This window comes from Gemmatimonadota bacterium (genome assembly GCA_016714015.1).
Lineage (GTDB): Bacteria > Gemmatimonadota > Gemmatimonadetes > Gemmatimonadales > Gemmatimonadaceae > Pseudogemmatithrix.
Genome location: JADJNZ010000001.1, coordinates 1,410,450 through 1,429,747, shown reverse-complemented (window position 1 = coordinate 1,429,747; position 19,298 = coordinate 1,410,450). Strand labels below are relative to the sequence as shown.

Below are 19,298 nucleotides of genomic sequence, written 5' to 3'. Positions count from 1 at the left end.
GCGACGTCCCCATGCCTCACTTCTTCCGCGGCTCCTCCAGCAGCTCCCGCACCGACCCGCGCGGCATCGAGCGGAGGTCGGAGTCCCCGCGCATCCGCGACATCGTGCCGATGTACAGCTCCTTCCGCAGTCGCGTGTCCATCCGCTCCTCCGCCCGCTGCAGCAGCAGCACCAGCTCGGCGATGAGCGGCTCGGTCCCGGGGAGGCCGCGCGCGTAGGGCTCCATCCAGCGCAGCTCGCGTGAGAGGAACTGCTTGGCCCCGCGACGATTGCCCTCGCGGTTGAGATCGACCGTGCGCTTCATCGCGTCGGCCTGCCAGGCGCGGAAGGCGGAGAGGCTCCGTTCGATGTCGCGCGGCTGCGCGGAGTTCTCGCGCTCCTTCGCGAAGACGAGCTCGGTCTCCGACGGATCCGCATCGACGCTCCCTTCGCCACCCGGCAGCATGCCGCGCGCGGTCGCCGAGAAGGCGATCGCGGAGCCCGCGGTCCCCGCCGAGCAGTGGAGGCGCAGCACCACGCGCTTGGTGCCGCGCGGGAGGAACGAGCCCACCACGACGTCGATCGCGCCGGGGAGCACGGTGTGCGCCCACGCCCCGACCACCTCGGCGCGCACGTTCGCGGGGATCACCACGCGGAGCATCGTCCGCTCGAGCAGCGCCGCGCGGCCCTCGCGCAGCTCACCGAGCACCACTTCGCCGATCTCGGTCGCATGCTCGGCGTCGTGCAGGCGGCCGCCGCCCGACTCGGCCATGCTGCCGAGCACATGCTCGTCGTAGTCGTCGCCGATGCCGACGGCGGAGGTGATGATGCCGCGCGCGAGCGCCTCGGCGGCGTGCCGCCCGAGTTCCTGCGGATCGGTGACACCGTTGTTGGCCTGGCCATCGGAGAGGAGGAGCACGCGATGCGTCGCGCGCGCATCGCGCGACATCGCGAGGGCGACGCGCTCGCCGGCGAGCACCCAGCCGTCCCAGAGGTTGGTGTTGCCATCGGCGGTGAGCCCTTCGATGGCGAGCGACGCGACCTCGTGTCCCATGTCGTCCATGTGACAGGCGTCGAGCAGCGTTCGCGCGTGGTGATTGAAGGCGACGATGGTGAGCCGGTCGCGAGCGGTGAGGGCGCGCGCGAGGGCGAGCGCCGTGCGGCGCGCGGCGAGGATCTTGTCGCCGCTCATCGAGCCCGAGACGTCGATGGCGAGCGCGAGGTTGAGCGGCGGCGCCTCGGCCTTCGACTCGAGGGTGCCGCTCGCCGCGAGATCGGCGACGAGATAGCGCACCGAGCCGCCGGACTCCCACGCGAAGGCGCGGTCGAGGCCGATGTCGAGCGCGAGCGTGGTCGGAACGTGGGTGGTCATCATTCCCTCCCTGTCAGGATGTCGCGCATGAGTTCTGCGCAGCGCTCGAGGCGAGCGCGCTGGTCGGCGTCGAGCTTCCCGCGCACGGAGAGTTCGACATCGGGGGTGATCTCGATCGTGAGGCGTTCCTCGGCGCGCGGGCGCCGCTCGGTGGGGGCGCGCGTCGCGGATTGGAGCAGGCGCTGCTCGAGCGCTTCGAAGCCGGCGGCGCGCTTGGGCGGCTCGGTCGCGGGCGTGTCCGGCGCGTACTGCGTGTCGGACGTCTCGCTGAGCGAGCGCGGTGCGCTGCCGATCCGCGCCATCCCGTAGGCTCGGCTCGGCTCGCTCCGCTGCGTCATCTTCGGCGGTCCCGACCGCAGGGCGAGGAAGTACTCGAGCGCCGCAGCAGGATCAGCCGCCGGCGGCGTGGGCGGCGCCGGCGGCGACGACATCACGCCCGACTGCTCCGGCGCGACCGCCGGTGCCTTCTGCGCCAGGGCCGCGATCCGGTCGGCCGGCGCGATGAGGAGCTCCTGGCGGATGTCGGCGAGCGACATGCCGTGGAGCTCCTTCATGGTCCGGATGGCGAGGATCCGCTCGAGCTGGTCGCCCGGGTACCGGGCCGCCGGCCCCCGCGAGAGCGGGCCCGGGAGCAGCCCTTGGGCGACCCACGAGCGGATGGTCCGCGGGTGAAGCCCGGAGGCGTCAGCGAGTTCGGCGAGGGAGAGTTCTTCCGGCATGGCCGGAAACTAGATTCGACATCTCGCCATGTCAAGATGTCGAATGGGGCTTTCCGTCAGCCCCCCGGTCTCCCGAAGGCCACGGGCACCCAGAAGCTCGCCTTGAGCGACAGGAAGTTGTCCCCGGCCGACCGGGTGGTCCGCCAGAGCTCGTCGAACCGGGCCGGATCGCCGAAGGCCTCGCTCGTCCGCCGGTTCTGCTGCCAGACCACGAACAGGGTGCTCCCCGGCAGCCACTCCCAGCGGAGCACCAGGTTGGACCGGAACGAGAGCACGTGGAAGTCGCGGTTGCCGAGCGTGAAGCTCTCGGCGCCGTCCACGATCGTGAGCGTGCCCGCCGAGTCCACGGTGAGCGTGGTGCCGTCGGTCCCGTACTCGCGCAGCTGCGCGCTGCGCGCCTCGACCAGCTCGCCCACGCGCGAGTAGCGTCCGCTCGCCACGAACGGCTCGGCGTAGCCTTCGAGCGTGAGGTTGGGCGTGAAGGTGAGGTTCGCGCGGAGCTTCACCGAGATCGTCGTGCGGTCGATGTGGCCGAAGATGTAGCGCGCCCCGTAGGTCCGCGTCCCGCCGCTCACGCTCGTGATGTACTGACGCGGATCGAGCGCCTTCTGCCAGCTCGGCTCCACCGACATCGAGAGGCGATCGGTGGTGCGCAGCGTGAGCTGCGCGCCGACGTTGCGCTGATGCCCGCCGAGCGCGTCGCGGCCGGCGCCGCCATTCACGCGCCAGGGGAGCCGCGAGCCGAACGAGTTGCTCAGGCGCAGTTCCTGCCGCGAGTTGGCGACGCGCCCCATGAGCGGACCGCCGCGCGTGAGCGCGTCGTCGGTGGTGGGGAGGTCCCAGTTGAAGCGCAGGTTCACGTTCCAGAGGTTCTTGAGCGTGAGCGAGGTGTTCTGGCCCCAGGTGTTGAGCTGGTGCACGCCGCCGTAGTTGCGCGCGCCGCGCGTGTCGAAGCCCATGCGCCAGTTCTGCAGGTACTTCCCCGGCACCGTCTCGCGGATCTGCAGGTCGGCGTTGTACTCGATGTCGTCGGTGGACTGCATGCGGCCGAGGTCGTTGATCTCGAAGCCCGGCGACTCGGCCTTCACCTCGATGCCCCAGAGGAAGGTCTTGCCCGCGTCCTTGTCGGCGCGGAGCTGCGCAGAGTAGCCGCCGAGCGAGGTGCGCGTGGGATCGTAGCGCACGTGCGTGAGGTCGGGGCGCTGGAAGAAGCGCGTGCTCGAGGTCTGCAGGCGGCGGATGGCGGCGCTGTCGCCGGCGACGTGCGAGGCGGCGACGAAGCCGGTGATGGCGTAGCGGCCCTGCTTGAAGCGGATGCGCCAGTCGGCGCCGGCGAAGTAGGCTTCGCGCGCGAGCCGCGCGGCGAGCACCGGATCGCGACCGACGTCGCGCTGCACGGTGGACATGGAGAGGCCGAGCGTGGAGGCCTGCGTGCCGATCTCCTGCTGGAGCCGGAGGACGCCGTAGGCGGTGCGCGGTTCGACGTCGTAGCTCGTGGTGCTCGACGAGTCGATGCTGTAGACGCGCGCGCGTTCGGCGGCGGTGACCGCGGTGAGCGCGCCGACGGTGAGGCGGCTCGGGAGCCGGCCGGTGAGCTTGGCGGCGCCGAGGATGGTGCTCGAGTTGGGGGTATCGACGAAATCACCCGAGACCGAGACGTGCGGCGGCGCACCGATGCGGCGCGGATAGAAGTACTGCGCGCCATTGCCGCGCAGCATCTCGCTCCCTTCGGTGAAGAAGGGGCGCCGTTCATCGAAGAAGGTCTCGAAGGCGCTGAGGTTCACCTCGGCGGGATCGGCCTCCACCTGCCCGAAGTCGGGATTGACCGTGACGTCGAGGGTGAGCCCGCTCCCTACTGCCGCCTTGGCGTCGAGTCCGAGGCGCGAGGTGTAGGGCTTGAGGAGCGGATTCTCGGTGCCGGTGCTCGCGCGTCGCGTCGCATCACCGGCGACGTAAGGGAGGAACTCCACCGGTCGCGTGGCCTGCACGCCCTCGATGCCGTGCAGCGTGCCGAAGCGCGAGATGTACCCCGTCTCGCTCGGCGGGACGAGCACCCAGAAGAGGTCCTCGTTGCGATCGGGGATCCAGCGATTGACCTGGAGGCCCCACTGCTGCTTGTCGCGCTCGGGGAAGCGGAGCTGCGAGAAGGGGATGCGCATCTCGGCGGTCCAGCCGGCGGAATCGACGTGCGCGGCCGCGGCCCAGACCGGATCGAACTGGCTCTCGCGCCCGCGCATCTCCTCGTCCTGCGTGTGCCGGAAGTCGTTGCGGACGCCGGCGGCGGAGACGCCGAACCCGACGCCGGTGCGCCGATCCATCTGCGGGTCGAAGACGACGGTGATCTTCTCGGCGTTGGCGGAGCCATCGCGGCGGCTCATCATGCGCGGGACGCTCGACGGGTCGCGGCGGAGCATCTGCGCGCCGATGTAGAGGGCGTCGTCGTCGTACACGATATAGATGCGCGTGCGTTCGCTCGGCGTGGCGCCGGGCGTGGGGCGGAGCTGCTCGAAGTCCTCGATGACGGACGCCTGCGCCCAGAGGGGTTCGTCCATGCGCCCGTCGATGGTGGGCGCGCGGCCGGTGCGCGTGGCGGTGGCCGCCTTGTTGGACGGCTGGGCGACGGCGGCGGGCGCGAGGCAGGCGAGGAACGCGATGGCGAACGACAGGGCCGCGATGGAGCGACGCAGGCCGGGAAGATGACGATGCAACGGACGGGCCTTTGACGAGGACGAGAGGGAGGACGAGCCTCAGGTTACGCGCGCGACGGGTGCCGCGTTCGGCGGCCGCACCACAGTAGGACGCGCGACCGCGACACTCTGCCACACCCCGGTTGCGAGGGGGTGTCCGGAGTCGTCGCACCTGCGACGCTCCCCCGACCCTGATCCATGCCCTCGTCCGACGCTTCGCTCTCCCCCGCCCGGCACGATGCTGCCCTCGGCGCCCTCCTTGGCGCGCTCGCCGGTGATGCCGCGGGCGCGGTGCTCGAGTTCATCGGGCATACGCCGCGTCCCGCCGAGGTGGAGCGCGCGATGCGCTATCCGGGCGGCGGCGTGCTGCGCGTGGCGCCGGGCCAGATCACCGATGACGGGGAGCTGACGCTCTGCCTGCTGCAGGCGCTCGCAGAGTCGCGGGAGTTCTCGCTGGAGCGGATCGCGAGTTGGTATGGGCGGTGGTTGAACTCGTCACCGTTCGACATCGGGAATGCGACGTCCTCGGGCTTCGGTCCGGCGCGCGGTCTCCCCTTCGCGGTGCAGCCGGGGCTCGCGGGGCGGATGCAGCTCGCGGCGCAGCAGCTGAGCCCGGGCTCCAAGGCGAATGGGAGCCTGATGCGTTGCGTGCCGCTCGGCGTGTGGGGCTGGTCGCTGGACGACGCGACGCTGGTCTCGCACGCGCGCGACGACTCGTCGTTGTCGCATCCGCATCCGGCGTGCGGCGATGCGGTGGCGGCGTACACGCTGGCGATCGCGCACCTGGTGCGCGAGCCTGGGGACCGTGCGGGGGCGTGGACGCGCGCGGAGACGTGGGCGCGGACGGGCGCGTGCGAGGAGGTGCGCGGCTGGCTCGCGGCGGCGGAGCGTGACGAGGTGACGGACTACGAGAAGCTGATCGGGTTCGTGAAGCACGGCTTCACGGAGGCGTTCCGGCAACTGCGCCGCGGGGCGAGCTGGGAGACGGGGGTGCGGGAGACGCTGCTCGGCGGCGGGGATACGGACACGAACGCGTGCATCGTGGGCGGGATGCTCGGGGCGGCGTCCGGGGCTGATGCGATGCCGGTGCTGGCGCGGGGGATGGTGCTGGACTGCGATACGCGGGCTGGAAGGGAGCGGCCGGAGTGGGTGCATCCGCGTGAGGTGACCGCGATGCTCCGGCGTGTGCTCAGCGCGGACGGACCTGCGCGAGTCTGAGGAGATCGCCGAGCGCCGTGGTATCGTCCCAGACGTCAGGGGGCGCCCTCTCCACGGGTGTCAGACCCCGCGCGTAGATTGAGGGAGCAACAGACAACGGAAGACCGGCCGCCGGCGCCCCGGCGGCCAACGTGAAGAGCGCGGCGAGGGATCCGACCCTGCGACCCGCGCGCCAGACCGTCGCCCTGCGCACCTCTGCGCCGAGACGGTGGCAATGTCGGCCGGACTCCGAGTCCGGGACCACGTGCGAGCGGGCGCGAACCTCTCTCGAAAGGGTATCCGCATGGCCAGCAGGCCCCCGGTGCAGTTCCGCGCGCAGCCGATCGATGGCATCGACCTCGACTTCCGTCCCGCGAGTTACTGGGACGCCGCCGACCCCGCCGCGGCGATCACGCAGAACATCAAGGGACAGTTGCGTCGCGAGATGGTGCGCGACTTCATCTCGGGCGACGCGCCGGCGATCCTCGGCGAGATCGACGACGCGCTGGTCGCGGACGAGGTGAGCGACGAGACGCGCCGCTTCCTCGGGCGCATGCATCCGTCGTGGATGGGCGGCGAGTACCTGCCCGGCTACCCGCGCGGCGAGGTGGAGATCGCGCGGATCGTGCTCAAGTCCACAATGGGCGACGTGATGAGCATCCGCGCGCGGCGGACGCGCGCCGGGACGGTGCTGCTGCGGTTGGTGGACGAGTACGAGTCGGAGTTCCGCTCGGTGCATTCCAGGGTGAAGCGGCCGCTCACGCTCGGGCAGCTGGTGGAGTTCATCGACAACGTGCGGATGGTCGGGGAGCAGCCGCCTACGCTGCCGTTCGTGGAGGCGTGCATCGTGTATGGGGCTGAGGGTGATATCGGATTCGCGTCGCTGGAGTCGGACGTGTATACGGAGCTCGGGGTGTACTACGCGCTGAGGCTGGAGGCGTGGGACGCGAGCAAACGGGGCGATGACTACGAGGAAGTGGAGGACGACGCATGACGTTCACACTCGATCGGCGGCGGTTCCTGCAACTGCTCGCGTCCGTCGCGTGCCTGCCGAAGGGGCTCGCGGCGCTCTCGCCCGGGGAGATCGATCCGACGGAGGAGGTCTGGCGAGAGATCGAGCGGGAGCCGCTCTGGCTCGACGTGCAGCCCAGCGGGGCGATCTGGCTGGGCGCGGGCGAGGAGCCGAATACGCGATTCGAATGCTACGACCTGAGTCCGAATGAGATCCGCACGGCGGCGGCGCTGTGTTCTGCGGCGCGACGTAACCCGCCGATGATGGAGCAGATCGAATGGCAGTGGAACGACTTCGCAGAGGAGGCGACGGACCGCGCCGCGCAGTACGAGTGCGCCGAGGATTGGTGCCTCTCGCGGTGCGGCCGGCACTTCAGCGAGCTGCGCGAGCACATGCTGCAGTGGCTCGCCGAGCCACCCGACTGGGGATGCGAGGGGGACTACATCTTCCAGTACGCGACGGGGCAGGAGGCCGCGCTGCGGATGTTCCGGGACGAGATCGACGCGAACGTGGTGGAGCTGCTCGGCGTGGTGATCGTCGAGGGGGAGTGTCCGGGGAGCAGTTACTACGCGGCGGAGTTGAGGATCGGGATCGAGGAGGCGAATGCGATCGCGGTGGAGAATCGGGTGCCGTTGCGGTTCAGGGAGGGGGTCTATTGATGCCCATCGTAGCGTTGGGCTGACGGGGCACTCGCTGCCACCTCGGGCACCGAGCTGAGGGCGCGGAGAGTCCCGCCGCTGGTCGCCGTCAGACCCGCGGCGTAGCTTCCAATCGTTCGATGGATCCGCCCCGCCCTTCTCGAACCCAACTCCGATCGTGGCTGAGCACTGGTCCGCCGAAGAGGTCGCCGCGACCGTGGCCGACTACTTCGTCATGCTCGAGAACGAGCTGCGCGGGGAAGCCTACAGTAAGGCGGCGCACAACCGGCTCCTGCAGACCCTGCTCAACGGAAGGTCACCGGGCGCCATCGAGTTCAAGCACGCGAACATCAGCGCCATCCTGATCGAACTCGGCTTCCCCTATCTCGACGGCTACAAGCCTCGCGGGAACTACCAGGAACTGCTGAAGGAAGAAGTAGAGGCGCACCTTGTTCGACACGAGCGTATCGCGCAGACGGCGCAGCTCGTCGTCGAAGCTTCCGTCGAGACTTCCCTCGATGCTGCTGCAACTAAGCGGGCTCTTTCCGACATCCTCGTCGCGGCCCCCATTCGCAAGCACATCGCGCCAGGCCTCTACGAGCGCGCCCGCACGTCGCGCGCTCCGATACGCGGCATGAACTATCTCGAGCGAGAAGCTCGCAACTCCTCCCTCGGGGCCGCAGGTGAGACGTTCGCACTCGAGGTCGAGTACCGGCGCCTATCCGAGGCGGGACATCGTCGTCTGGCGGATCGCATCGAACACGTGTCGCGCTCGAAGGGCGACGGCCTGGGATACGACATCCGTTCCTTCGAAGTCGACGGCCGCGATCGGCTCATCGAAGTGAAGACGACCGGATTCGGAGCATTCACTCCGTTCTTCGCCAGCAAGCGCGAAGTCGAAGTGTCCGAGGAGCAGGCGGCTGTCTTCAACCTCTACCGCGTGTTCAAGTTCAGGGACGGCCCGAAGTTGTTCGTGCTTCCCGGTGCCTTGCGCAAGACCTGCGTGCTCGATGCAGTTCAGTTCCGAGCGTCGGTCGCCTGATGCGACATGCGAGCGCGCACCTTCTGCCGCGATCGGCACGCGAGGTCTGAGTGGAATACGGATTCGACCCACACACTGCCAGCGCAGCTGAGATCACCGCCTTTGCTGCGCGACTCAAAGGCCGGAAGATCTGCGAGTTGCTTCCGGCATCAGGTTCCCTCCGTGAAGGTAGCGCCGACGACAAGGGGCGCGTGGGCCAGTACGTCGAGCGCATCTTCGGAATCGTCCGCAACAACGCACAGCGTCCGGATTTCGAGGGCGCGGGCATCGAGCTGAAGGTGGTGCCGATGCGCGAGCGCGGATCGGAACTCCGCTCGAAGGAGCGCACGAACGTCACGATGATCGACTACATGCAGCTGCCCGGTGAGACCTGGGCGACTGCAACGGTCAAGAAGAAGCTCGAGAAGATCCTCTTCGTCTTCTATGTGCATCAGGACGACGTTGATGCGCTGGAGTTCGTGATCACGGAGTGCGTTCTCTGGACTCCGGGGGAGGAGCTTCTGCCGCAACTGCGGCGTGACTGGACGGCAGTGAAGGACAAGGTCTCGCAGGGAGGTGCACATCTCATCTCCGAGGGAGACGGTCGCGTTCTCGGCGCTGCCACCAAAGGGGCGGGCGGTGGACGGCTAGTGAAGCAGCCGTTCAACGCCGGCGTTGGCGCGAAGCCACGTGCTTGGGCCTTGAAGCCGGCCCTGACCACGTGGATCCTCTCCGACATCCGCCGCCCGCAGGACACTGCGAGCATATCGCTACACGAGGCACTCGGCCTCAAGCCGATCGATGACTTCGAAAGCGTCGTGCTCCAGCAGCTGGAGCGATTCAACGGCCACTCGATCGAGAGCATCGCGCGCTTACTTGGACTCACGACAAGTCGCGCAAAATCCGGCGCCGCGACGATCGTCCGGCGCGCAATCGGCGTTCTGGACGATAGAGCCCGCATCCGGGAGTTCGAGCAGCACGGAATCGAGGTGAAGACCGTTCCCCTGTCGGCAGCCGGCCGACCATACGAAGCGATGTCCTTCCCCGCGTTCCGGTATCAGGAACTCGTTCACGAGGACTGGGAAGACTCGGATCTTCTGGTGAGACTGCAGCGCCTGCTCATCATTCCACTGATTCGCGCGCAGCGGTCCACGCCGCTCGCGCAGGCCGTGTGGGGCCGAGCCTTCTTCTGGTCGCCCTCGGCTGATGAGCTTCGAGGGATCGAGAGCGAATGGACGGACTTCGTCGAGCGCATCCGAGCGGGTGAGGCGGAGCATCTCCCGGGTTACTCGAAGACGGATTACATCCACGTCCGACCGAAGGGGCGAGACGCTATGGACACGGACGACGCACCCGTCGTCGGTCCTGTGGTCAAGAAGTCGTTCTGGCTGAACCCAGGGTTCGTCGAGGTAATCGTGAGGAAGAATCGGGGGATCGAGGGCGTGATCGGAGCGCGCGTGTGACCTGACCAGGAACTCGGCCGGGATTCTCCCTGATCCAGCACTCCCATATCTCGAACACCCGCCATCCCTCGGCCTCGAGGAGGCGCCGCTTTCTTCGGTCCCGCGACCTATTCGCAGCGAACTTCCGCTTCCAGAAATCCCTGTTCGCACGCGGCAACGCAAGGGCGCAGGCCGGGCAACGGTGCCAGAAGCATCCGTGGACGAAGACCGCGATCCGACGCCCAGGGTACGCGATGTCGGGGCGACCTGGTGCATCAGCCCAGTTGAGCCGGTACCCGCGGAATCCAGCGTGCCATAGCGCTCTCGACAGATTCCGCTCAGGCTCGCTACCAGAGGCTCGATTGGCGCGCATGCTGCGAGCAACGGCGGGGCTGCTGGCCTTCGGATTCCGCCGGTCTTCCGCCATTGCTCGGTACGCTAACGCTTCGACTTCGCTGGTTTGGACCGCTTCAGAGGAAGGCCTGCCTCTTTCGCGATCACGCGCGCGACGCGTTCCACCAGTCCGACGACCAGCGCATTTCCCATGCAGAACGCGCGTTGGTTATCGCTCATGCCCGTATCCGTCCAGCCGTCGGGGAACCCGTTCAGACGTTCGAGTTCGACCGGAGCGAGCCGCCGGAATCGGCCATCCGCCATCTGCACTACATGCTTCGAGCGCGACGGGGACGTACCGCCCTCGGAGGAAAGGATTTTGCGCGCCGGCCGATCGAGATGGTCGGGGAATGGAAGGGCACCTTCGGAGTGATTGTAGCTCCTACCACTCTCCGTATGCGTGCGGAACTCAAGCTTCGCCCCCTTGAGGTGATGCCACTCCGCAAGACTCGCCGGGTCGATGACGAGCGATTCGTCCACCTCGGAGTCGTTCAGAAGGATATCACCCAAGGTCATGCTTGGCCCGTCGTACTCCGGCCCGACCCGGAAAGTCCACACCTTCCTGCCGTTCACGAACCCTGCGTTCAGGAACTGCGACCGCACGACTCCATGACCGAACTCGCGGGTGATGACCTCCAGATCACCGTTCAGCGTGAAGTGTGGGCCCTCGAGGTGCTCTCCCGCATCTTGCTCTTCGATCGGGAAAGCGCGTGCGAGGATCCCGTCCCGAAGTACACGGGTCGTTCCGTCGACATCCTTCCGCTTCCGGCGGCGACCAAGGATGAACACGCTACGACGACGCTGCGGAAAGCCATAGTCCGCCGCGTTAACTACGCGCCACTCGATGTCGTACCCGAGGTCACTCAGGCTCGCGAGCATGATCGCGAAGTCGCGGCCGCGCTGATTCGCCGGCGACTTCAGCAGGCGATCGACGTTCTCGAGGAAGACCCACTCCGGCGGTGAATCGAGGCGCGCCCAGAGTCGGAGCATCCGGTGGATCTGCCACCAGAGGACTCCCTTCTTGCCCGCCAGGCCTGCGGATTGGTTCACCGGCTTCGCGACCGAGAGGTCTTGGTGCGGGAATCCACCAACGAGCAGGTCGATTCGTCCAATCTCTAGCTTTCCATCACGGACGTCGTCCAAAGCGCGGACTATGTCCGCGTTGGTGTGGCCGAAGGCACCGAAGCGCTCCGGATCCGAATAGCATCTCGAGGCGAACTGCGTCGATGGTGCACCGGGTTGTTCCCACTGGCTGCTGAATACGGTCAGAAAGCCCTCGGATGCAGCTTCGAGACCGATTCGGAAGCCGCCGACACCGGCGAACAGATCGGCGACTGCGAGCTCATTCATGCGGATACAAATCCTGGCCTTGATTCCGATGCGATGTCATCATTGCATGGAGAGTGTGGTGCGGACGGCCTGCCCAAGGAGAGACCGGATCTCGGTCATCGATGCCAGAAGCAGAAGTGGACGAAGACCGCGCCCTGCGTGCAGGATACGCGATGGCCGAGCGACCGGAAGTACCAGTTGAGCCGCTACCCACAGATTCCAGCGTGACGCAGCGCGCTCGTCAGATCCCGCTCGGGCGCGCTACCTGAAGGTCGATTGGTGCGCATGCTACGGGCAACGGCGGGGCTGCTAGCCCAAAGCTTCCGCCCTTGCGCGGCACGCTAGCGATTGGACTTCGCGGACTTAACCTTCGCTGACTTCGCCTTCGCGGGCTTCGCCTTCGCGGGCTTCGCCTTCGCGGGCTCCGGCTTCGCTGGCTCCAGCGGAAGGCCTGCCTCTTTCGCGATCACGCGTGCAACGCGTTCCACCAGTCCGACGACCAGCGCATTACCCATACAGAACGCGCGTTGGTTGTCGCTCATGCCCGTATCCGTCCAGCCGTCGGGGAACCCGTTCAGTCGTTCGAGTTCGACTGGAGCGAGTCGTCGGCGCCGACCATCCGCCATCAGCACTACATGCTTCGAACGCGACGGGGACGTACCGCCTTCGGATGTGAGGATCGTGCGCGCCGGTCGATCTAGAGGATCGGGGAATGGGAGCGCACCTTCGGTGTAGTGATAGCTCGTACCGCTCGACCTGTGGGTGCGCGGTTCATTCTTTGACCCCTTCAGGTACTCCCACTTCGGAACACTCGCCGGGTCGATGATGAGCGACTCGTCCACTTCGGAGTCGGCGAGGAGGATTTCACCAAGAGTAACGAATGGACCCTCATAGTCAGGCTCAACTCCAAAGGTCCACACCTTCCGACCGTTCACGAATCCCGCATTCAGGAACTGCGAGCGAACAACACCGTGGCCGAAGTCACGCGTGATCACATCGAGGTCACCGATCAATCTGAAGTGCGGCCCCTCCAGATGTTCGCCAGCGTCGCTCCGTTCGATCGGGAACGCTCGCGCCAGAATGCCATCACGCAACACTCGAGTCGTTCCGTCAACGTCTTTCCGCTGGCGACGACGACCGAGAATGAAGACACGGCGGCGTCGCTGCGGGAATCCATAGTCGGCAGCGTTGATGACGCGCCACTCGATGTCGTAACCGAGATCGCTGAGGCTCGCGAGCATGATGGCGAAGTCACGGCCACGCTGGTTCGCAGGCGACTTCAACAGTCGATCGACATTCTCCAAGAACACCCATTCGGGAGCCTGACCACTACTGGCGAGCAGACGAAGCATGCGGTGGATCTGCCACCAAAGCACACCCTTCTTGCCCTCGAGCCCCGCCGACTGATTGAGCGGCTTGGCCACAGAATAGTCCTGGCATGGAAAGCCGCCAACGAGAAGATCGACCCGTCCGAGATTGCGGACACCATCCTCGACCGCGGTGAGGACACGCGCGATGTCGTCGTTTGCGTGACCCTCGGCCCCGAAACGATCCTCGCGGGAGTAGCACCGAGACGCGAACTGTTTCGTCGTCGTACCGGGCGGCTCCCATTGACTGCTGAACACCGTCTCGAAGCTCGTCGATGCCGCCTCTAGGCCGCGCCTGAATCCGCCAACGCCGGCGAAGAGCTCCGCCACTCGTATCGTTCTGCTTTGCTTTCCCGGCATCAGGCCACTCCGCTCTTTCGTGAGTTCGACCCGTGAATCTAAGGCCCAGAGGCGCCCGATGAAAGACCGAAGATTCGGGAAGTTCGGGGGTCACTTACAGGCATCCTCGCTCTCGCTTCCTCAGTCCGTCTAAGTCCCTCGGGTCAGCGGGGCGCGAGGCGTCGCAGTACCGCCGATTCTCTGCATGTTGAGTATTGTCGCTGAACGAGTCAGCTTCCGTCTCAACTTCCGGGAGTGGACAATGACGAAGGGAGAGCAGGCCGCATGGAAGTCGAAGACAAAGGCGAAGTTCTTCATCGGGGCAGACTCGGAACACTTCCACTATAACGCAAAGGTAGTCGCGAAGACGTTCCCAGAACAGATCAGAGTGATTCGCGCTGCGTTCTCACGCGAAGTTCGGATTTCCGCTACAATCCGGAAGGAGAAAGGGGGGAGTCGCCGTGGCCTCGATGGAAAGAAGTTGAATGTATCGGTTAGAGACGCGCTGAAATCTGCTGACACGATGGGAATGCGTTTCGAGTGTCAGGATCGCGGTGGCTACTTCGTTTCAGATGGCGCGACAGGCGGGTTCGACTTCGCGTATATAGACGAAGACTACAACACCACCTGCTATCGCAATCTGTGCCAAGGTCCGATGCGGTTTCACGATGGCGATGTCCGTTGGCACTTAAGAACGCGGAGGAGCCTCGGTATTCACGAGCTCGCGCCGGAGCATGCGGTCTACCACACGCCGCCCGGCGTGCCGGTTCGTGAAGAGCGCACCTCGCCGATCATTCTCGGCGAAATCCAGTGGGCGAACTGGGCGAATCTGGGCAACGATCTGTTTGAGGCGATGGCGGCACTCGACGCGGTTGCCCTCGACCTCTTCGTTTACGTCGTACCAACAGGCCAACTGCAGACACTTCCTCAGTTCGGGCATCGTGAACTTCAGTGAGACCAGAGAAGAACTGCTACGAAGGAAGCGGTTCTTGAGGTTTCCAATATGGCTTATCGGTCTTGATGTGAAGGGCATCAAATAGGCGTAGTGCGCCGTGAGTCGCTCCGGGACTGGGGGGGCTGGAACGGGCTATGTGTGTGGGGCCATCCTGACTCGCCCCGGGGGCGCCAGGGGGGGGCCCCCTCACGCCGCCACCGCCCTCCTCACCATCTCCGCCCACCGCACGAACCGGTGCCCCTCCACCTCCCGGAACGTCCGCACCTTCCGCAACGTCGTGTGCCCGTTGCTCGACCCATCGTCATTGGTGTTCCCCTCCACCGTCACGCACACGTGCACGTCCCGCTCGTGCACCCGCTCCTCGTCCTCCACGCCGACCACGATCCCGGTGTGGATGAACCGCCGCCGCGTCCGGCTGTAGAGCAGGAAGACGTCCCCCACGTACGGCTCGTCGCGCAGCACGCCGTTCGCGCGCGCCGCCCGCGCGAGCGCCTCGCAGCTCCCCGTGGCCGGCAGCGGCCAGCTCGACCGCCGCGTGAGGTGATCGTAGTGCGCCCAGTGGCCCACGTGGTACACGAACGCGGCGCACCAGGGCTGACCCGGCGGCAGGGACACGCTGCGGAGGAAGTGCTCCACCATCTGCCCGCGGTTGTCCCCGCCCTGCTCGCTCACGCCGATGAAGGCGTTGGCGGCGGCGACGAGCAATGCTGGGCTGAGTGGCACCCGATGCGGCGCGCGGTGCGGGATGAGCGGCGAGGGCAAGACCGTCAGGCGTGACATGCGCGTGGTCCTCTCAGCGCGGTGAAGTAGGCGGCGCGACCACGCCGCTCGGCGCCACGTAGCCGTCCGTAGGGTCGGGGAACCAGTTGGGCTTGATCAGGTCGTACCACAGGACCGCGCCGAGCGACAGGATGACGACGTAGATCATCACGGACCAGAAGCTGATCTCGAAGAGCCGTCCGATGCGGCTGCGCTTGGGAGCCGGTGCCGGCGGCGTGGCGGGGATCTCGATGCGGATGCGCTGCTGCAGGCGCTCCCAGGCGTGCTCCCACGCTCCTTCGGGGAGCGGGAAGCGCTCGCGGTGCGGCGGCACGCTCCAGGTGAGGAGGAGCGGGGCCGCGAAGTCGCGGAAGGCGGGGTCGTCCTCGAGACGCTTGCGCACGATGGCGACGCGTGCCGCATCGAGCTGGCCGTTGAGCATCCGGGTCAGCAGCTCCAGGTCGTCCATCTCCCCGCGCGGCTCGTCGCGGGTGGTGTCGGCTGATTCACGCATCGGTCTGGTCTCCTTTGGGTGCGGAAAGTCGGGGAATGTCGTGGTGTTCGATGCGGAACCCGGCGCGGTCGTAGGCGGCGCGGAGATCCGCGATCGCGAGGCGCAGGTGCGTCTTGACGCTGTTGAAGCTGATGCCCATCGCCTCGGCGGCCTCTTCATACGTGAACTGTTCCTCGTACACGAACAGGATCACCTCGCGGCGGCGGGCGGACATGCTGCGGATCACGCTGTCGAGCGCGTCGGCGATGTCGGCGTAGCGCCTGCCGGCCTCGAACAAGGCGACGGCCTGATCGTCGAGCACGTCGTCGGCCTCGTCGAGCTCGACGGTGCGGCGGTTCTGGTTCCGGATCGTGCGCGCCCTCAGCTTGACGGCCGCGAAGATGTACGCGTCGGTGCGCTGCTCGGGCGGGAGCGTCGCCCACCGCTGCCAGAGCGAGAACATCGCGTCGTGCACCGCGTCCTCGGCTTCCACCCGCCCGACGAATCGCATCGCGTGATGGACGAGGCGGTCGTAGAGCCTCTCATAGATGCTGCCGAACTCCCGCTGCCGTTCGTGGAGGAACTCCCCCTCCCAGACCATCGGCGATGCACCGGGCATGGCACCTGGTACCGCGACCCCCGTGGCGCCCACGGTCGCCACCGCGTGTCCGGGGCCGATGGGCCGTGTGAGGATTCGTTTGATTTCCGCGAGTCGCATGGCGGGCTGGGTTGATGTCGGAGCGTGTCCCTCTACCTAGATATCTCGCGAGAAGGGCAATTCGGGTGAATGCCAGTTTGGCGGGTAACAATTCGCCATTCTGGCATTCACCCGAATTGGCCCTCTCGAGAGATATCCTAGTAGAAGGATCAATCAGCCGATCGCGCGTGAGTCCACCGTCGACGGAGCCAATGCCGCAGCGGCGAATCTGAAGCAGGTCGCCGCCAGTCGCGAGAGTAGTGCCGCTGGAGAGCACCGGAAGGCAGGCAGGTCGATCGTGCGTGCTACCGGACTCAACGAGAGCGCTGCAGGGTCGAACGCGGGCGTTGCCGGACGACTCCCGCGACCGACGAGGTGAGTCGAGGGACCGACGGGGGAGCCCGAGTTCGCGACGGGACCGATCGCGGGAGCGGCGAGCAGGGACGCGGACGCGGCGGGGGAGGACGAGCGCGCGCCGAGTGGCTTCGAGCGAGCGACGGATCCCGTCGAGCGAGCCGCGAGGTCGATCGAGGACGCGACGAGTCGCTTCGAGCGAGCGACGGGACGGCACGAGGGCGCGACGGGGCGCCCGGAGTCGGCGACGAGGGAGCTCGAGCGACCGAGGGGGTCGGCTCAGGAGGCTCCCGGCACGGTCGAGCGTCCGGCGTGGTGCGCCGCGGACGCGGCAGGGCGAGTCGAGCCCGCGACGGGGCTCGTTCCGGGAGCGGCGAGTCGGCCGAAGTCCGCTCCCGGACGAGTTCAGACGCCTGCGAGGCTCTTCACTGTCCCGCCGCCCCTGACGGACGCACATGGGCGGGTACCCGGGGGGTCGAGTGCGTCCATTCACATCCATGAGGAGGGAGGGCACGATGGAAAAGCGACAGCAGCAGGTGGTGGAGTCGTACCAGCGGGTGCGCGGGTTCGCCGAGGAGCATCCGGCGAAGGGGACGCTCAGTTACACGAGCGCGTTGGCGATGCTGGACGACGTGCTCGAGAAGGTGCGGTCGCTCGCGAGCATGGAGTACCGTGGGCGCGAGGTGGGTCGCGCGGAGAAGCGACGCCAGGCGGACCAGCTGCGGCTGCTGGTGGACGAGCACATCCGCCCGATCGTGACGATCGCGCGCGCGCAGATCGAGGCGCAGTCGGACGTGGGGCTGCCGGCGGGGCTGCGCATGCCGGCGCTCCCGCTGAACCCGTCGAAGGCGGTGACGGTGTGCGACGGCATGCTGGAGGCCGCGCGTCCGCACGAGGTGCTGTTCGTCGCGAACGGGCTGCCGGCGGACTTCCTCGAGCAGTTCGCGAACGCGCGGAACGAGCTGGAGCGGCTGACGGGTGGGCACACGACGCAGGTGGGGGCGCACAAGGCGGCGCGGAGCCTGCTGCCGGTGCAGTTGGTGCGCGGGCGCCGGGCGGTGGAGCGCCTGGATGCGATCGTGCGCGCGTCGTACCGCCGCGACCCGGGGGTGCTGGCGGCCTGGCGGAGTGCGAAGCGGGTGCAGAAGACGCCGGGCGGCGCGGGGAGTCGCGTCGAGTCGGACGAGACGCCGGTGGCGGAGACGCCGGCGCTGCCGCAGGCCGCGTAGTCGCGGCTCACCGATCACACAGGAGAGCGTGCAATGCAGAGAGGAGGCGGAGTGCACACGACGCCGGCGGCGACCGGCCGAGGCTGGGTGAACCAGTCGGATGGGAAGGTGCTGTCGCGGCACCGGACGAAGGTGGTCGCAGTCGCGGCGGGCCGCGCCGCCGCGCGTGCGCGGCGGGTGGAGCACACGATCCACCGGATGGATGGGCGGATCGGGGAGAAGAACTCGTACGGTGCGGATCCGTGTCCGCCCAAGGACGGGCGGTGACGACGCGCGGGTCCACCCCACTACTTCAATAGGAGGACGGATGCCGGAGACGAGGAGCAGGACGGGCGCGATGGACGGGAAGCCGAAGGGGGCGCAGGCGCTGATCGGCGCGGCGATCGCGATGGTGGGTGCGCTGGCGACGGTGCATCCGGCGAATGCGCTCCTGGTGGCGCTGAGCGAGGTGGTGCCGCGGCTGGCGGAGACGTTGCCGCCGGTGATCACGGCGTGCGGAGCGCTGCTGGCGGCGATGAGTGATCCGCCGGAGATGGGGCGGCGGAGGTAGAAGGGATCCAGGGAACGGATGACGGGGCGGTCAGCGGCGTGGGTGCCGCTGGCCGCTTTGTCGTTCGGGCCCGTTCGGAGTCTGGGTGAATGGGCGCGCCTGGATGCTTACATGATCGTCGTTCCGCACGTGTAACTGGTTGCAAAACATCATCTTATATCGTTGCTTCTAGAGATCTCGCGTTACTTGTCGGCGATTAGTCAGTCTATGACTTGACACACAGGACGTAATTATCAGATTGTAGACAGATGACCGAATGACTTTCATAAGTCTTTAATCGAATGAATCGCCATCGGACAACCCGAAAGTCATCGGAGATGGTCGGACTTCTCCGGCGCCAACTGGACGCGCGGCTGAGCGAGCTGACGGCGCTCGACGCGCCCGGCGCGGGCTGGATACGCACCATCCGCGAAGCGCTCGGCATGACCATGGCACAACTCGGATCCCGGCTCGGGATCTCGCCGCAGTCCGTCCTCGACCTGGAGCAGCGCGAGACGAAGGAAACGATCTCCGTCGCCAAGCTCCGGGAAGCGGCCGACGCCCTGGAGTGTGAACTCAAGATCGTGTTCGTCCCCCGCGGGTCGCTCGAGTCCACGATGCGTCGGCAGGCGGTGCGCAAGGCACACGAAGAGCGCGATCGACTCATCCACACCATGCGCCTCGAAGCACAGGGCGAAGGGGTCGACGCCGTTCTCGACGAAGAACGAGCCATCGACCGCTGGCTCACCGAGCGCGCGCGCAGGCTGTGGGACTGATTCCGTGCCAC

19 protein-coding genes are annotated in these 19,298 nt (G+C 67.1%); 10 read left to right on the top strand and 9 right to left on the bottom strand.

Annotated elements, in window-relative coordinates; translation table 11 throughout:
* Nucleotides 1–16: 16 nt before the first annotated feature.
* The 3 genes from IPJ78_06120 to IPJ78_06110 are packed head-to-tail and all read right to left on the bottom strand — an operon-like array spanning nt 17 to nt 4,778.
* On the bottom strand, nt 17–1,351 hold the full coding sequence (locus tag IPJ78_06120) for a VWA domain-containing protein (GenBank protein ID MBK7906128.1): 1,335 nt from the start codon (nt 1,349–1,351) through the stop codon (nt 17–19).
* A complete protein-coding gene (locus IPJ78_06115) occupies nt 1,351–2,070 on the bottom strand; it encodes a MerR family transcriptional regulator (protein ID MBK7906127.1) in 720 nt (239 codons plus the stop codon). Before IPJ78_06115 ends, IPJ78_06120 begins: the two co-directional genes overlap by 1 nt.
* 56 nt (nt 2,071–2,126) lie before the next feature.
* Complete coding sequence (locus tag IPJ78_06110; protein MBK7906126.1) at nt 2,127–4,778, bottom strand: carbohydrate binding family 9 domain-containing protein; 2,652 nt, start codon at nt 4,776–4,778, stop codon at nt 2,127–2,129.
* Between the two features lie 177 nt (nt 4,779–4,955).
* On the opposite strand from IPJ78_06110, the gene IPJ78_06105 reads away from it, so the two are divergent.
* The 5 genes from IPJ78_06105 to IPJ78_06085 all read left to right on the top strand — a co-directional run bounded on the left by IPJ78_06105 (nt 4,956) and on the right by IPJ78_06085 (nt 10,088).
* On the top strand, nt 4,956–5,975 hold the full coding sequence (locus tag IPJ78_06105; GenBank protein MBK7906125.1) for an ADP-ribosylglycohydrolase family protein: 1,020 nt from the start codon (nt 4,956–4,958) through the stop codon (nt 5,973–5,975).
* Between the two features lie 283 nt (nt 5,976–6,258).
* Nucleotides 6,259–6,948 carry a hypothetical protein gene (locus tag IPJ78_06100; GenBank protein ID MBK7906124.1) on the top strand — a complete coding sequence of 230 codons (690 nt, stop codon included), beginning with the start codon at nt 6,259–6,261 and terminating at the stop codon, nt 6,946–6,948.
* Nucleotides 6,945–7,625 carry a hypothetical protein gene (locus IPJ78_06095; GenBank protein ID MBK7906123.1) on the top strand — a complete coding sequence of 227 codons (681 nt, stop codon included), beginning with the start codon at nt 6,945–6,947 and terminating at the stop codon, nt 7,623–7,625. The genes IPJ78_06100 and IPJ78_06095 overlap by 4 nt, the downstream gene beginning before the upstream one ends.
* 214 nt (nt 7,626–7,839) lie before the next feature.
* A complete protein-coding gene (locus IPJ78_06090) occupies nt 7,840–8,646 on the top strand; it encodes a DUF3883 domain-containing protein (protein ID MBK7906122.1) in 807 nt (268 codons plus the stop codon).
* 50 nt (nt 8,647–8,696) lie between these two features.
* Nucleotides 8,697–10,088, top strand: coding sequence for a hypothetical protein (locus IPJ78_06085; protein ID MBK7906121.1), 1,392 nt, complete (start codon nt 8,697–8,699; stop codon nt 10,086–10,088).
* Here the strand turns inward: IPJ78_06085 and IPJ78_06080 are convergent.
* The 3 genes from IPJ78_06080 to dcm (IPJ78_06070) form a co-directional block, all read right to left on the bottom strand.
* Complete coding sequence (locus IPJ78_06080) at nt 9,997–10,440, bottom strand: very short patch repair endonuclease (GenBank protein ID MBK7906120.1); 444 nt, start codon at nt 10,438–10,440, stop codon at nt 9,997–9,999. The genes IPJ78_06085 and IPJ78_06080 overlap by 92 nt on opposite strands.
* Nucleotides 10,441–10,505: 65 nt before the next feature.
* On the bottom strand, nt 10,506–11,810 hold the full coding sequence (gene dcm, locus IPJ78_06075; GenBank protein MBK7906119.1) for a DNA (cytosine-5-)-methyltransferase: 1,305 nt from the start codon (nt 11,808–11,810) through the stop codon (nt 10,506–10,508).
* A gap of 320 nt (nt 11,811–12,130) precedes the next feature.
* Nucleotides 12,131–13,516: a DNA (cytosine-5-)-methyltransferase gene (dcm, locus tag IPJ78_06070; GenBank protein MBK7906118.1), complete on the bottom strand. Its 1,386-nt coding sequence runs from the start codon at nt 13,514–13,516 to the stop codon at nt 12,131–12,133.
* A gap of 241 nt (nt 13,517–13,757) precedes the next feature.
* Between dcm (IPJ78_06070) and IPJ78_06065 the strand changes: the two genes are divergently transcribed.
* A complete protein-coding gene (locus IPJ78_06065) occupies nt 13,758–14,450 on the top strand; it encodes a hypothetical protein (GenBank protein ID MBK7906117.1) in 693 nt (230 codons plus the stop codon).
* 186 nt (nt 14,451–14,636) lie between these two features.
* On the opposite strand, the gene IPJ78_06060 is transcribed toward IPJ78_06065, so the two are convergent.
* Genes IPJ78_06060 through IPJ78_06050 form a run of 3 tightly spaced genes read right to left on the bottom strand, consistent with a single transcriptional unit; the run spans nt 14,637 to nt 16,420 of the window.
* Nucleotides 14,637–15,230 (bottom strand): hypothetical protein, encoded by a 594-nt coding sequence (locus IPJ78_06060; GenBank protein ID MBK7906116.1) that lies wholly within the window; start codon nt 15,228–15,230, stop codon nt 14,637–14,639.
* Between the two features lie 13 nt (nt 15,231–15,243).
* Nucleotides 15,244–15,723, bottom strand: coding sequence for a hypothetical protein (locus tag IPJ78_06055; protein MBK7906115.1), 480 nt, complete (start codon nt 15,721–15,723; stop codon nt 15,244–15,246).
* On the bottom strand, nt 15,716–16,420 hold the full coding sequence (locus IPJ78_06050; GenBank protein MBK7906114.1) for an RNA polymerase sigma factor: 705 nt from the start codon (nt 16,418–16,420) through the stop codon (nt 15,716–15,718). The genes IPJ78_06055 and IPJ78_06050 overlap by 8 nt, the downstream gene beginning before the upstream one ends.
* An 848-nt stretch (nt 16,421–17,268) precedes the next feature.
* On the opposite strand from IPJ78_06050, the gene IPJ78_06045 reads away from it, so the two are divergent.
* The 4 genes from IPJ78_06045 (at nt 17,269) to IPJ78_06030 (ending at nt 19,287) form a co-directional block, all read left to right on the top strand.
* On the top strand, nt 17,269–17,982 hold the full coding sequence (locus IPJ78_06045; protein MBK7906113.1) for a hypothetical protein: 714 nt from the start codon (nt 17,269–17,271) through the stop codon (nt 17,980–17,982).
* Between the two features lie 33 nt (nt 17,983–18,015).
* Entirely contained in the window at nt 18,016–18,249 is a 234-nt protein-coding gene (locus tag IPJ78_06040; protein MBK7906112.1) for a DUF2188 domain-containing protein, read from the top strand.
* Between the two features lie 40 nt (nt 18,250–18,289).
* The gene (locus tag IPJ78_06035; GenBank protein MBK7906111.1) at nt 18,290–18,532 is read left to right on the top strand and encodes a hypothetical protein; all 243 of its coding nucleotides are present in this window, start codon (nt 18,290–18,292) and stop codon (nt 18,530–18,532) included.
* 317 nt (nt 18,533–18,849) lie between these two features.
* Nucleotides 18,850–19,287: a mobile mystery protein A gene (locus IPJ78_06030; protein MBK7906110.1), complete on the top strand. Its 438-nt coding sequence runs from the start codon at nt 18,850–18,852 to the stop codon at nt 19,285–19,287.
* The last annotated feature ends 11 nt before the right edge of the window (nt 19,288–19,298 follow it).

Bases quoted from the DNA above. Each gene is read 5' to 3' on its own strand.
- IPJ78_06120 (MBK7906128.1), bottom strand. From the start codon at position 1,351: ATGACCACCCACGTTCCGACCACGCTCGCGCTCGACATCGGCCTCGAC.
- IPJ78_06115 (MBK7906127.1), bottom strand. From the start codon at position 2,070: ATGCCGGAAGAACTCTCCCTCGCCGAACTCGCTGACGCCTCCGGGCTT.
- IPJ78_06105 (MBK7906125.1), top strand. From the start codon at position 4,956: ATGCCCTCGTCCGACGCTTCGCTCTCCCCCGCCCGGCACGATGCTGCC.
- IPJ78_06100 (MBK7906124.1), top strand. From the start codon at position 6,259: ATGGCCAGCAGGCCCCCGGTGCAGTTCCGCGCGCAGCCGATCGATGGC.
- IPJ78_06095 (MBK7906123.1), top strand. From the start codon at position 6,945: ATGACGTTCACACTCGATCGGCGGCGGTTCCTGCAACTGCTCGCGTCC.
- IPJ78_06090 (MBK7906122.1), top strand. From the start codon at position 7,840: ATGCTCGAGAACGAGCTGCGCGGGGAAGCCTACAGTAAGGCGGCGCAC.
- IPJ78_06080 (MBK7906120.1), bottom strand. From the start codon at position 10,440: ATGCGCGCCAATCGAGCCTCTGGTAGCGAGCCTGAGCGGAATCTGTCG.
- dcm (MBK7906119.1), bottom strand. From the start codon at position 11,810: ATGAATGAGCTCGCAGTCGCCGATCTGTTCGCCGGTGTCGGCGGCTTC.
- dcm (MBK7906118.1), bottom strand. From the start codon at position 13,516: ATGCCGGGAAAGCAAAGCAGAACGATACGAGTGGCGGAGCTCTTCGCC.
- IPJ78_06065 (MBK7906117.1), top strand. From the start codon at position 13,758: ATGACGAAGGGAGAGCAGGCCGCATGGAAGTCGAAGACAAAGGCGAAG.
- IPJ78_06060 (MBK7906116.1), bottom strand. From the start codon at position 15,230: ATGTCACGCCTGACGGTCTTGCCCTCGCCGCTCATCCCGCACCGCGCG.
- IPJ78_06055 (MBK7906115.1), bottom strand. From the start codon at position 15,723: ATGCGTGAATCAGCCGACACCACCCGCGACGAGCCGCGCGGGGAGATG.
- IPJ78_06050 (MBK7906114.1), bottom strand. From the start codon at position 16,420: ATGCGACTCGCGGAAATCAAACGAATCCTCACACGGCCCATCGGCCCC.
- IPJ78_06045 (MBK7906113.1), top strand. From the start codon at position 17,269: ATGGAAAAGCGACAGCAGCAGGTGGTGGAGTCGTACCAGCGGGTGCGC.
- IPJ78_06040 (MBK7906112.1), top strand. From the start codon at position 18,016: ATGCAGAGAGGAGGCGGAGTGCACACGACGCCGGCGGCGACCGGCCGA.
- IPJ78_06035 (MBK7906111.1), top strand. From the start codon at position 18,290: ATGCCGGAGACGAGGAGCAGGACGGGCGCGATGGACGGGAAGCCGAAG.
- IPJ78_06030 (MBK7906110.1), top strand. From the start codon at position 18,850: ATGGTCGGACTTCTCCGGCGCCAACTGGACGCGCGGCTGAGCGAGCTG.